The organism is Flammeovirga sp. SubArs3 (assembly GCF_947387565.1).
In the GTDB taxonomy this organism is placed as follows: Bacteria; Bacteroidota; Bacteroidia; order Cytophagales; family Flammeovirgaceae; genus Flammeovirga; species Flammeovirga agarivorans.
Genome location: NZ_CANDOA010000005.1, coordinates 477886 through 491781, shown reverse-complemented (window position 1 = coordinate 491781; position 13896 = coordinate 477886). Strand labels below are relative to the sequence as shown.

The 13896-nt window shown below is 33.4% G+C and carries 6 protein-coding genes; 5 read left to right on the top strand and 1 reads right to left on the bottom strand.

Going from position 1 to position 13896, the window contains the following annotated elements:
- Window positions 1-467: 467 nt before the first annotated feature.
- On the bottom strand, window positions 468-2060 hold the full coding sequence (locus tag QL232_RS16530; protein ID WP_168884226.1) for a sulfatase-like hydrolase/transferase: 1593 nt from the start codon (window positions 2058-2060) through the stop codon (window positions 468-470).
- Window positions 2061-2644: 584 nt separating this feature from the next.
- Here QL232_RS16530 and QL232_RS16525 point away from each other — a divergent pair.
- The 5 genes from QL232_RS16525 (at window position 2645) to QL232_RS16505 (ending at window position 13877) form a co-directional block, all read left to right on the top strand.
- Entirely contained in the window at window positions 2645-3925 is a 1281-nt protein-coding gene (locus tag QL232_RS16525) for a glycoside hydrolase family 71/99-like protein (RefSeq protein ID WP_281614966.1), read from the top strand.
- Between the two features lie 219 nt (window positions 3926-4144).
- Window positions 4145-5404 (top strand): 4Fe-4S binding protein, encoded by a 1260-nt coding sequence (locus tag QL232_RS16520; RefSeq protein WP_281614965.1) that lies wholly within the window; start codon window positions 4145-4147, stop codon window positions 5402-5404.
- On the top strand, window positions 5401-6132 hold the full coding sequence (locus QL232_RS16515) for a flavin reductase family protein (RefSeq protein ID WP_281614964.1): 732 nt from the start codon (window positions 5401-5403) through the stop codon (window positions 6130-6132). Before QL232_RS16520 ends, QL232_RS16515 begins: the two co-directional genes overlap by 4 nt.
- Window positions 6133-6817: 685 nt before the next feature.
- On the top strand, window positions 6818-8305 hold the full coding sequence (locus QL232_RS16510; RefSeq protein ID WP_281614963.1) for a sulfatase: 1488 nt from the start codon (window positions 6818-6820) through the stop codon (window positions 8303-8305).
- A gap of 454 nt (window positions 8306-8759) precedes the next feature.
- Window positions 8760-13877, top strand: a complete 5118-nt coding sequence (locus tag QL232_RS16505) for a T9SS type A sorting domain-containing protein (RefSeq protein WP_281614962.1) — start codon at window positions 8760-8762, stop codon at window positions 13875-13877.
- The last annotated feature ends 19 nt before the right edge of the window (window positions 13878-13896 follow it).

Below are 13896 nucleotides of genomic sequence, written 5' to 3'. Positions count from 1 at the left end.
TTAATGTATTGGGAGTTCTTGAGCAAGAGTAATACCCTAATGTCTAATCTAATGTTACCTATCTGTCAATTCATTTTTATTATTTCAATAATGTGATAACAATTATATGTATCTGATTATTTTCTTTTTTTGTAGTTCATTCTAATACCCTTCATATTTGTAGATATAAACAAGTAGATGTACCAACGGGAGTTAATTCTATAATTCAAGTATATTCCTCAAGAAGAAACATATGTATAGTTTTTAACCATCCCCGTTGGTAGCAAGCTTTTCTACAATAGGGGTAAAGGCATGAAATTCACTACATAAACCAAAAGGTCAGTATTTTAACTACTCTATTTTTTGACTCCATATCACCCACTATTATAAAGACAATACAAAGATTGTTTTGCCCAATAATAGTGTTTGACATGAAAAGAGAAGTATGAGATTTATCTTTAAAACTATCCTTTATAGAGATGAATAGCTTACATATTTTTTACAAGAGTTCTGTTTTTAACTCCCTCATAAAACTGTGAATTATTTTTTTGAAGCCATTCTAGGAGAGTTGCTCTTAGTTCCTCTGCTTTATCGGCATATTTTGCTTGTTCAGGATTCGTTCCTAAAAGGTTATTCATTTCATGTGGATCTTCATTTAAGTTATAAAGTACATTGATAACCTTTGACTCAACAGAATAAGGGACCATAAGTTTCCATCCATCTTTTACGATCATATAGTTAGGAGAAACATCTCCTCTATAGTTCCATTCTGTTACTACATACTCACCGTACTCATGTTCGTCACCGTTAATCATGTCTCTTAAACTCTTACCATCACTTTCTGGTGCTTTTACACCTAAATAATCCAAGATAGTAGGGAAGATGTCAATATGTGAAACATAACCATCAACTGTAGATTTTTCTTCTATTACGTTAGGTAATTTCATTAGTAATGGAATATGAGCAGATTCTTCGTAGAATACATTCTTTTCTCTTAAGCCATGTGCACCCAACATTTCACCATGGTCACTTGTGAATACGATTAAAGTATTTTCTGTAAGACCTAATTTATCTACAGTATCTATAATTTCACCAATCCAATAATCCACTTCAGTAATAAGACCATAGTAATTTGAGATCATGTATTTAATCTTTTCAGGGTCTGAATATTCAGGTAATGCCTTACGACCATTGGCTCTAATATATGGTGAATTCAGCATATCGTCACTAATACTTTCAGGAGGAGTCATGTCTTCTGGCTTGTACATGCTGTAGAAAGGTTCAGGAACAATCATTGGTGCATGAGGATAATGGAAAGAACATGTTAAACTGAATGGTTTATTTTTTAACCTCTTCAAAGCATCTATAGTTTGTTGAGCTTGGAAGGCAGTCATTGTATATTCTTTTGGAATATTTAATCGTCCATGAAAGTTTGGCTGAGACTTCTTGATATGCTTGATATCTTTATATTCCTGACCAAAGAATGTATCTATTGGATCGGGAGTATAGGGTCTTTTAGTAAATTTATCTAGATGTTCTCCATTTTCTAAAGCTCTTTTCTTTAGACTTGCTTTTAACCAATCTTGGTAAAAGAAACTTTGTCCTCCATGATCAAAAGCGTACTTTCCATTTTTAGCATACTTTTCAGGGTTGCTATATATTTTTGCCTTGTTTGACATAGCATGCCACTTGCCATAATATTCACAAGTATAACCATTGGCCTTTAAGATCTCATCAAACGTAGGGTATTGCATCACCTTTTCTTTAGTATAAAAATAGGTTTTGTCATTGGTATTTACCCCAGTATTTTCTACTGTTCTACCCGTTAAGATGGAAGATCGAGCAGGACCACATACTGCACATGAAGAATATGCATTAACAAAGTAAGCACCACTTTCTCCTAACCTATCAAGGTTTGGAGTTTTTAATACTTTATTACCCGCTAAGCCAAGAGCTTTATACTGTTGTTGATCAGTAACAATAAATAAGAGGTTAGTCTTCTTACTTTTCTTAGGCGGATTAGCACAAAAAACATTTGCAGAAACAAATAAGAGTGCAAGTACAGTTATAATTCTTTTCATGTCATCATTGTTAAATATTACATCTCAAAGTTATTTCTTGGTATTAATTGAAGATTAATTATCATATAATGAATTAATAATGAAATGTAAGTCGTTGTTATTCAGTGTTAATTGCTGCTTGTTTCCTTTGTTTTTATGTTATTAGCGTTCTATCTATGAAACTACTTTTCATCAATTCTTGAGGAAATCAGTATTCTTTTATCCGTGGAAAAAGGTAGATTTGAAAGACAAAACACCCAAATTTTACAATTTTCTGTTATTTTAAATTCAATCTTAAGTTTTTTGAGAAGCATATAGAGGGTAGATGAATTTTGGTGTTGATTTTAGCTAAAAAAGCGAGTTTGTTACTTATTAAAACCACATTAATACCTTATTAAGTGATTAATCAAGTATTTGCTCTTGTACCTGTAATTTTTTTTTTCGCCGATTACGGTAGTTTTTTGTACTGTTTTGTCTTACAAAAAAATTTAATTAAGTATTGATTAATTTATCATTTGTTATCTAGCCTAAGTTTGTAAGCATAGAAATGAAAAATAAACATCTATTTCTACAGAAACATATTTTGTATATAAATTATAGATGAAATGAAATTATATAAACTCTCTTCTATTCTAATAATAAGTATTACTTGTCTTACATTATTATTCAGTTTTAATAAGGAGAAAAAAGAGAAATTAAACTACCCTTCTTACAAGGGTCTTGTGATGTGTGGTTATCAAGGATGGTTTAGAGCCCCTGGCGATGGTGGACATCAGGGCTGGGGGCACTTTGGTCGAGGCAATAAATTTGGGCCTGATCAAATCACCATCGATATGTGGCCAGATATGAGGGAATATAAAAAGCAATACTCTACTAAGTTTAAAAATGAAGATGGTTCTAAAGCTAAAGTATTTAGTTCATTAGATGCTTCAACAGTAGACTTACATTTTAAGTGGATGAAAGAGTATGGTATTGATGGTGTATTTATGCAACGTTTTTACCAAAACACTAATCATAAAGAGAAAAGGAAAGAAATAACACAAATTCTTTCTAATGCTTTTGATGCAGCCAACAAATATGACAGAGCAATAGCTGTGATGTATGACCTTTCGGGATTAAAGAAAGAAGAAAGCTGTTATGAAACGTTAGTAGCTGATTGGAAATCTTTAATTGGTGAATTCCACTTTAATAAAGGGAAAAATAAAAAGAACTACTTACATCATAATGGAAAACCTTTGGTTTCTATTTGGGGGGTTGGTTTTGTAGATAGAAAATACTCAATACAAAGTAGTGAGATTGAAAGATTTATCAATTTCTTAAAAAATGATCCTAAATATGGTGGTTTCTCAGTAATGCTGGGTGTACCTACTAAATTTAGAAGCCTAGAAGGAGATTGTCTTCCTGATCCTGCTCTACATGATGTTATTAAAAAGGTAGACATTGTTCAGCCATGGTTTGTTGGTCGTTTTAAAATGAAACATCTACAAAATGATGTCTATAAAGAACAGGTTTCAAAAGATATCGCATGGTGTAAGCAAATGGGAGTAGATTATGTACCTACCATTTATCCAGGTTTTAGTTGGTATAACCTTCAAAATGTGAAAGGGGATAGAGGCTATGGTATAAATGCATCATTAAATGCTATTCCAAGGTTAAAAGGAGAATTTCTGAACAAACAAATAGATATAACGATCAATAAAGGATCTGAGATGTTATATGTAGCAATGTTTGATGAAATAGATGAAGGAACAGCAATCATGAAAGTAACCAATAAGCCTCCAGTAAATGGTGTATTTGCTGATTACGAAGGGTTACCTTCTGACCATTACTTAAAGATAATTGGACAGGCAAGTAGAAAAATTAAACAGGCAACGTCAATACGTTAATAAAATATGTTCACCTAAAGTACGATGCTAAAGCTAAGTATATCAATTATATAGTAAGAAAAATAAGTATATATATAACTTTCATAGTAATAAAGTTATAACGTGTGACGAAATCAAACAGTAATTGAAAAATGTAGTCAGGTACATTCATTATTCTATAGTGAATGTACTTTTTTAATTCAACTATTAGCTATTTGACTTGATTTTGGAAAACAATAAATGATGAATAAAGTAGAAGTAAAGAAAGTACCAAAAAGGGTTGCGAATAAAAGCAGTCGTAAAAAGATTACTGCAAAGAAAAAGAAACCAACCCTGAAAGTTTATAACATCTATAGAGTGACATTGATTATGCTATTAGTTGTAGCGGTAGGTTTTTCAGGAGGTTGGAATATTTCTGAATTATTGGACAATACTCCTAAAAAAGAAATCACAATCAGTATGCAAGATGTAACGAATTTGTATGCTGATGCAAGGTATTTTACCAGTGAAAATGAGGGTAAGCTTATCATTTACAATAAACATAAAGATATCATCGGATATGCACTTTCTACACATAGTTATGCTAGTGATGTAAAAGGGTTTGCAGGAGAAGTTCCATTGTTGATTAGTTACAATAATGATTCTATCATTCATAGAATGACATTGTTACAGCACAATGAATCTGACGAATATATGGAGTATATCGTTGATGATAAATTATTAGATTCCTGGAACGGTTTGCCTTTTGACAGAGCAATGTATCTGGATGTAGATGGCATAACTTCAGCAACAGAAACCAGTGATGGAATCATAGAAACAGTGCAGGTAACTCTATCTGAATTGACTGGTAAAAAACTCCATAAAAAAGAGATGTCTTGGTTAGAAATCACTCAATTTGTCTTATCAATGGCTACGATCATCTTTGGGCTGATTGTGTGTTATTATAAACCAATGAAAAGTTACCGTACGACATTATTGGTCATGGTAGTAATAGTTCTTGGTTTTATGTATCAAAAGATGATCTCAATATCATTATTACATGGTTGGGTGATTCATGGTATCTCTATAAGTTCAAATTTTATTTCATTAGTATTGATCGTCTTGTCATTGGTATTACCGTTAACAACGAAAAAACAATTCTATTGTCATTATATGTGTCCTTTTGGAGCGGCTCAAGAGTTAGCAGGAAAAGTTTCTCCCTTTCAAAAGAGAAATATGAATTGGCTTAAAGTAAGAAGCCTACCCTTACAAACGGTGGTTTCTATACTCCTCATTGGTAGTATACTCATTGGCTATTATCCCGAATTATCCTATGTTGAACCCTTTCCCTCATTTTCTGTACGAGTTGTATCTGGTTGGATGTTAGGTTTCGGTGCTTTATTTATTGGCCTTTCATTATTCTACTCAAAGCCGTGGTGTAAAGTATGCCCAACAGGTTTTGTGATCGATAATTTTAAAAAGAAAAACTCTAGAGATACTAAAGAATATAAAGTATTATGAAACTTAGTGAACTATTAAATATTGTATTAGTATTAATACTGATTGGTGTAATTATTAAGTTTAATTACGATGAAAGTAAAGAGAAGAAAATTGCTAATGATTTAATTACATCAGAAGCTGTTATGGATTCTCTACATGTAAAGAAATCAGTGGGTAAAAGACCTTTTCTTTTTCCTATGCCCATTGGGATTATTGGTTCATATGATAGTAGTGGAACTCCCAACGTTATGGCCGCATCTTGGGTTGGTATTGTTAACTCAAAGCCATTAAGCATAGGTGTTTCTTTACGACCTGCTACCTACACCTATAAAAATGTGATGAGAACAAAATCGTTTACTGTTAATATAGCAAACGAAAAACTCATTTCTTACGTCGATTGGGTTGGACATTATACGGGTAAAGAAATGAATAAGTTTGAAGAATTGTCTTTAACTCCCGTTAGATCGAAACTAGTCGATGCTCCTTATGTTCATGAGTTTCCTGTTGTATTGGAATGTAAAGTAGTAGAAATAACAAACTTAGGAAAACACACTCATTTTGTTGGAGAAATTATGGACGTTAAAGTAGACACGGCAATATTAAAAGCAGACAATAAGAATTTAGTCGATATCTATAAATTAAGACCTGTCATGACAGGGCAAGGGAGTGGTTATTTTGGTATAGGACAACACCTTGGAAGAGGAGGTAAAGTATATCAACGTTTAGGTATTGATCCTAAATCAGAATAAACAGGATTTCAACTATTTGGTATATCCATGTTGGAGATGCTCCTTGTTTTAAAATATTAAAAAGAAGCGAAGTGAAAAGCTGGATAAACAGACCAATTCAAGTTGTATTTATGATGAAATCTAAAAGAAAAGCTTTAAGTAATACTTAAAGCTTTTTTGTTTTTTGACTCATTCATGGGGGGAACGAATAAAAGCATATCATTAAAAAACCTCCACTTCAAAAAAGACCTTTTTAAGTAATTATTTTGTGGATGATTGCATTAGAAAAGTCTTAATTTTTTGCTTTTATGTATTAAACCTTACTCTTACATAAACTTTCGTTGGTGTATAATGCAAGATTATCGAATCCTTTCTAGGTATTTTTATGTATGATTTCGATTTATGTTAAATAACAGTAATACAGTGATTTACGATTGTGTTGTTTGTGTATTTTTTATATGTATCTCTAAATTAAGAATCTATTAATCCACCGTTGATACCTACATTAATTGGTCTCTATTAAAATTGTAGTGATCAAATAGTAAAGGAAGAATTTAATCAAGCTTAAATAGTATGAAATGAATTTTGAAAAGCGTTGAAGGTATCCCCAACAAGAACGCTGTATTTGAAAACTTTTTTCAGAAAGTATCTATTCATTTCATACACCAACAAGTGACTTACATTAAAGATTTTGAAAAACTCAACAATGAAAAGATTAATATTACTAATAGCACTATTCTCTACAGCATTGGCATATGGTGATAAAAAACCAAAGAATAAGAAAAAGCCAAATGTATTATTCATTACAGTAGATGATTTAAATACTCATATACCACTTTTTGGTTATAAAGATGTAATGACGCCAAATATAGATAAACTGGCAGGTGATGGTGTATTATTTAGACAAGCGTTTTGTCAGTATCCAGTATGTGGCCCATCAAGAGCATCTTTTTTAACAGGTATGTACCCTGACCAAACTAAGATTTTCACTAACGGTCCACATGTAATAGATACAAGACCTGATGCTGTAAGTATTGGTAAAGTATTTAAGGACAATGATTATTGGGTAGCCAATACAGGTAAAGTGTATCACCCAAGATCAGAAGATTTTAAATGGGATGCTACTCGAAAATTAAAAATGAAGGATAATGATTTAGTTCTTCATTTAAAAGGGAAATTTGAAGCACAATATGGTCCAATTGATACACCAGAAAAGCAAAAAGCTTGGGAAGTGTTAAGGGCTCAATATAAAAATGATGACCGTCAGGGAGAACATGCTCTTCCTTTACCGATAAAGGATGGTGTGCCTTTAGAAGACGATTTAAATGTAACTACTTTTAATGAGTGGATCGATAATGCAGCATATGGTGATAAGCCTTTCTTTATTGCTTATGGGTTTCATAAACCCCACGTTCAGTATACTGCTCCTCAACGTTTCTTTGATATGTATCCTTTAGAAGATATTAAACCAGAGAAAGTTCCTTTTGATGATTGGAATGAAAAACCATTGATTGCCAATTGGAAAAGGTATGAAGCATTTGAGGATGTATATTTTGGATTATCTCAGATGGATGCTAGAAAAAGGTATATGCAAGGATACTATGCTTGTATTACTTACATCGACGATTTATTAGGTCAATTAATTTCTAAACTGAAGGAGAAAAACTTATACGAAGACACGATTATCGTTTTCTTCAGTGATCATGGATACCATATGGGTAATCATTTTCTTTATGGTAAAGTATCGTTGTATGAAGAAAGTGCTAAATCACCGCTTATAATAAGAGTACCAGGTAATAAGAATAATGGTGAAGAAGTAAGCAAAACAGTGGAGTTATTGGATGTTTTCCCTACTGTAACAGATTTAGTAGGTCTATCAACTCCAGAAACTGTTCAAGGAAAAAGCCTTGCACCATTACTGAAAAACACAAAAGATAAAAACTTCGAAAAAGTGGCTCTGACTTATGCAAGAAGAGGAGAATTAACAGGTAAATCAGTACGAACAGATCGTTACAGATATACGCAGTGGGGAGAAGATGAGAAAGTATCAGAACTTTATGATTATAAAAAAGACCCGAAGGAATATAAAAATCTTATTTATGATCCATTATATTCTGAAGTGCTCAAAGAAATGAGATCAATCTATCAAAAGAAGATCAAAGAAGCGGCACTTATTGAAGTCGAAGGAAAATAATTATAGAACTTTCCATCAATATCCATTTACTATAGAAGATATTGATGGAGAGTTTAAATATTTGTTGATGATAATGTTAAGTGAAAATTAGAAATGGCTCTAGTTCATCCAATTTAACAGTTCTAATTAATACCTCTTTAATTAATTTTTTAGAGGTATTTTTTTGTTTTACCCTTAGTTGTAAAGAATACTTAAAATAGTATAATACTCAATGGTTAAGTGTAATTGAGAAATCAACGAAAAAAAATTAGTCAATACTAGACCAAGAAAAGGATAAAAACAGCCCATTTTACCCATTTTTATACTCTTTTTGCTATGAAAAGTAGTTCCTGTTAAGTTTCTATTAATTGCTTTAATGTCTGATTAATATGCCATTAATAATCAAAGCATACTTTAGGATTACAATCATTATGAATGAATTATTACCAGCGATACATCAAGAACTGCACAAAGTATGAAAAGAATTTTTACCACTCTCGGGCACTTTCTACCAAAAATAATGTTACCCGTTTTCCTCTGCATTATATTTGATACTTATGCACAGGAACCTTATATACATCTATCTGCTTATGATCCTTCTAATATCACTACCAATAGTGACGGTAAGGTATTGAGTTGGAACGATATTTCCGGAAATAACCATCATGCCACTTCTGATTTGGGAACCGTTGAATACCCTTCATCATCCACTTCATTTTCTGGTATTAATGGGGTAGATATGGGAACATCCCGAAACAGTCTACTACTAATGAACCAAGCTGATGCAGCTTCTATCTTCGATTTTACAGGAGATGCCGCAAGTAATACAGGTTTCAGTGTATTAATAGCTTTTCAAATAGATAATTTTCAAGGGAATAGAGGCGATATTGTTGGAAATACATCGGCAACATCTAACTCTGGGTTTGGAATGAAACACCTTTCTGATGGACAATATCAGTTTTATTTAGGAGGGCAATCACTTTCAGTACCAGGAGCTAAAACAACCCAAGATCATTCTATAGTAATGGCTTGTAATTATAATGCAAGTACAGGCGATTTTACATTTTGGGACTCTCAGAATGCTTTAACTCATACCATAAATGTTCCTAAAGCAAATTTCAATTATTTTAAATTTCGTATTGGTTCCACTTCGAATGGTTCAAATTATTTAGACGGAATGGTGGGAGAAGTGAAAGTATTTAACCAAGTGTTATCCGATGAAGAGTTTTTCTATGAATGTAGTAAGATGAGAGATAACTGGTTGAAATTTATGCTTCCTGTAGAGGTATTAGGAGAAGAGGGTGTCATTGAACCAAGAACTCTGACACTTACTGAGGAGGAGGCAAATGCTACAAAAAAAATATGGATGCAAATAAATAACTTGAGTTATGAAAATAAAGCATCAGTTAAGGTCAATGAAGGAGAGTGGTACAACTTAAACCATGAGTCTGTAGATATACCAATACAAGAAGAAAATAGAGGAGGAATGGCTCATGGAGGATATAATACAATAAGATTGAGTTATAACTCTGATGATTTTATTGAAGGTGAAAATACGGTTTATTTTAGGTTTAATGACTCTGATGGAATTTCAAATGGCTTTAGAGTTGTTCGTTTTAACCTATTAGATGAATATGATGAAAATATTCTTCCAGATACGTTTTTTTATGAAGAAGATCCTGATCTATGGATAGGACCATATACAGATAATACATCGATTAACGAAGGAGAGGACTTGTGGAGAAATGGAGATTTATGGTCAAATTATTTAGCGGATGGAGATAATGGATTTTGGTATAATCATGAAATAGTTTCCAATGTAAACATTCAGGCAAAATGTTCTGATTGTCATACCCAAGATGGCAGAGACCTAGAGTTATTTTCTTACTCCAATAAATCAATTATCGAAAGAGCTAAATTTCACCAACTTACAGAAGACGAAGGTAGAAAAATAGCCTCTTATATTCGTTCATTAAAAGATACTCATGATAATGTAAACCGTCATGGAAGACCATGGAACCCTCCATATCAACCGGGTCCAGAGTTAGAAGGGAAATCAATCGACTACTGGGCAGCTGGAGCAGGTCTTGATGCAGTACTGGAGAAAGACGAAGACTTACTTCCTTATTTATTTCCAGGCGGTGTCAATGAGGAATCTGTAGCGAACCTTTTTAATCAAGATGGAGGTGAGGACAGAACAATCATACCCATGCCTTTACAGTTTCCAGATTGGAAACATTGGCTTCCTATGATTCATCCAAAAGATGCATTTACAAAGGATGGTATTTACGAAGAGACTTATAATGATAGAGTGTCTTGGACAAATCCAGAAAACAGTAAACTAAACCCTGAAAAAGGGATCGAGATAATCAGAGAAGAGCTTGAAAGTCTACCAAAAAAGAGTGATGGTGTAACTGTTGATATGGTACAAGTGGCTGCAGATCCAACCATGTTGGCTGAATTTAGAGAAGCACACGAAGAATTTAGATATAATTTCAGGTGGTTTTTAGCACAAGGTAGTTCTGATAAACAACATTGGAGAGCAAGGTCTGGTAGAGGTTTAGAGGCTTTAGCAGATGATGTACCTCTAGAGTTTGCCAATACCAGTTTGGCTAGACTAATGGCAGTAAAGAACTTTGAGATTATGCAAGAATTTAATCTTCAGGATCAAGCTTTGGATTATATTCCTGACCATGAGCAAGACCACCCAACAAATCGCCAATGGTTTCATGGTTTATCAATGCATGTTTTTGAAGTACCACCTCATTTTACAGGTTGTCAGGATGATAATTGTTTATCATTTGATGGTCAGTCAGATGCTTTAGGTACATTTGAATCTTCACTTTGGTACCAACTTCAAACCATTTTAGCCGGAGGAGAAGGGTACCAATGGTGGAATGGCCCTGTGGATTATAATTATCAGCCAGCTTATATATTAAAAAGTTCTAGGTATTCAGGTCTGTACCAACCATTACGATACTATCATTCGTTGAGTACAATGTATAAGACCAAAACATGGTCTGGTGATTTAACGACAAATGATGGTATGGGTTTTAGAATCAGAGTACAAGGCCCTTGGTATTTTTTTGGTAAAGAAGGAGAAGGATTAGCAACAAAATTACATGGTTTTGAACCAGGATATTGGCCAAGTTTATTGGATAAAATTCAACCTGGAATGACCAAATTGGTGTTAGAAGCACAATGTCGAGAATTTATTAAAGCAGTTAGAAAACATGAAATTGACGATTGGACGAGATGGTCATCGGGATTATCGGCATCTAATTTTCTAGACCCTGTTAGTAAGTCTTCAGTGATAGATGTGACCACTTCTAGTGTTTCAGATCAGAATACAGATGGTGATGATTTTGAACCACTTTGGGCAGACCATATGTATTGGGTTATCGAACAGGCGATAGATTTTGGTCTCGATTGTGAGGTGATTAATGAACTTATTACCTGGAGTGATGAGGCGTGGCCTAATATTGATTGGTCGTTTGATATTACTCCAAAAGTAAATCTTAAATTTAATGATAATGCCAATTTATACAGAGATTTAGAATATATAGAAGCTATTATTAGTTCTCCAGGAGAAAACCCAACTTACGAATGGACAATTAATGGTGTAGTATCAGATGTTACTGAAAATAAATTATCTACAGGGGCACTTGAACCTGGGGATGAGGTGACCTGCCAAGTAAACTTGGATGATAGCTGTTATGATACCAATGTTGCTATAGATACAATTGGGATACCTACAGACCTTAAATTTCTGATGAAGTTAAATGATGGGACATGGCAAGATACTGAAGCGATTGTAGCCTGTATGGACGATAATATCTCTGTAAAGTTAGGTTTAGATATTGACCCTATGGTCTGGTTGGATGCATATGAATTGGCGAGTAGTGAAGAATACGAAGATAATGATAAAGTGACCACTTGGGCAGACGTTTCTGGCAATGGTTATGATGCGATTACATCCAATGAGGATTACGCACCTACATTTACCAGTGACGGATTTAATGGAATGCCAGCATTAGTCTTTGGAGAAAGTAATAGTTCGGCATTAAGGTTACTGGAACAGGATAAGACAAATATTCTGGATGATGATTTTACCTTATTTATTGTACATCAATTAGATCCTGTAACTGCCCAAACAAATACCATCGCCAATAAAAATGGTTTAAGTGAAGATGGGATGTTTTTTAGGGTTTCAACAACAGGAAAAGTGTCTATTTCTTGCGACGACCAAAATGGTTCAGGGTCAGCTCATGGTATACCATTAACTGCGGTTAATATGATAAGAAGAGACGACCAATTGGTAGAGACTTTTCATAATGGAGATTTAGATTTTGAATTGACTCTTCCAGAAGACGCTGTTTTGACAAATGATAATGACCTTACATTGGGCCAATTTGGTTATAATAGCCAAACGAGACATCATAAAGGGATGATTGCTGAGGTAATCATTTTTGATAGAAAAATTTCTGATGAAGAACAGATAATTATTGAAGGGTATTTAGCCCATAAATGGGGAATGAAAGATATCCTTTCTTCTACAAGTCCGTTCTTGTATGATTCACCACTAGCCTTTGATATCCAATATCCTAATGGTGAAACCAATACACTAAATAGTAAAAAAATCAGCTTCGATTTTCAAATCACAAAGGATGAAGATTATGGAGATATGATTTTTACACCAGATTTTGGAAGACTTAATCCGATTACAATAGAATTAATAGCACCAGATCTATTTGAAGATAAATTTTCTACCGTAAACTATTCTATTAACAGTGATCACAACCAAGAAGGTAATGATATTGAAGTGACGGAAAAACAGGAACTTAAACTTATGCCAAAAGAGGGCTTGTCAAATGATTATTACTGGATTGAACCTAATGGTAGTCAAATGCTTATGAATACAGACCCTGTTTGGACAACGGAGTTGGTAAGTGACAAAAATGGCACTTGGCAGCTGGTGATTTTGGACGGTATTTGTTCTAGTATGCCTGCTCCAGTACAAGTTAATGTTTCTACGGTTTTAGCCACTGGAAGTGATTTGCCTGTAGAGTTAGTTAGTTTTACAGCAAAAACTACTTCGAATACAGTAGAATTAAATTGGACTACAGCAAGTGAATTAAATAATGACTACTTCGAAGTTCAGAGCTCTACAGATGGTCGCCAGTGGAAAACGCTAGGAAAAAAGAAAGGTCAAGGGAACTCATTAGTAACAAATAGTTATTTATTCATAGACGAAGCACCTAGTCTAAATATGGCTTCTTTTTACCGTTTACTTCAATATGATCTTGATGGATTATACAGTATTATTTCCCCAATTCAGGTATTTGTCAATAATATTAATGCTTCTGTGAAGGTATATCCAAACCCTGTTAGAGATCAAGTGAATATTATTTCATCAGGTGCAATATATAGTATCCAAATTTGTGATCAGCTAGGTAGAAAACAAATTGAAAGCTTTGGGGTAGGAGAAAATTCAATGACTCTAAACCTAAGTGAATTAAAGAAAGGGATATATTTTCTTTATGTAAAACATGGTAATGGTGACTTTATCCAAAGAAAGTTAATCAAGAATTAAAATATACTTTTAAAAAGAA

Bases quoted from the DNA above. Each gene is read 5' to 3' on its own strand.
- QL232_RS16510 (WP_281614963.1), top strand. From the start codon at position 6,818: ATGAAAAGATTAATATTACTAATAGCACTATTCTCTACAGCATTGGCA.
- QL232_RS16525 (WP_281614966.1), top strand. From the start codon at position 2,645: ATGAAATTATATAAACTCTCTTCTATTCTAATAATAAGTATTACTTGT.
- QL232_RS16520 (WP_281614965.1), top strand. From the start codon at position 4,145: ATGATGAATAAAGTAGAAGTAAAGAAAGTACCAAAAAGGGTTGCGAAT.
- QL232_RS16530 (WP_168884226.1), bottom strand. From the start codon at position 2,060: ATGAAAAGAATTATAACTGTACTTGCACTCTTATTTGTTTCTGCAAAT.
- QL232_RS16505 (WP_281614962.1), top strand. From the start codon at position 8,760: ATGAAAAGAATTTTTACCACTCTCGGGCACTTTCTACCAAAAATAATG.
- QL232_RS16515 (WP_281614964.1), top strand. From the start codon at position 5,401: ATGAAACTTAGTGAACTATTAAATATTGTATTAGTATTAATACTGATT.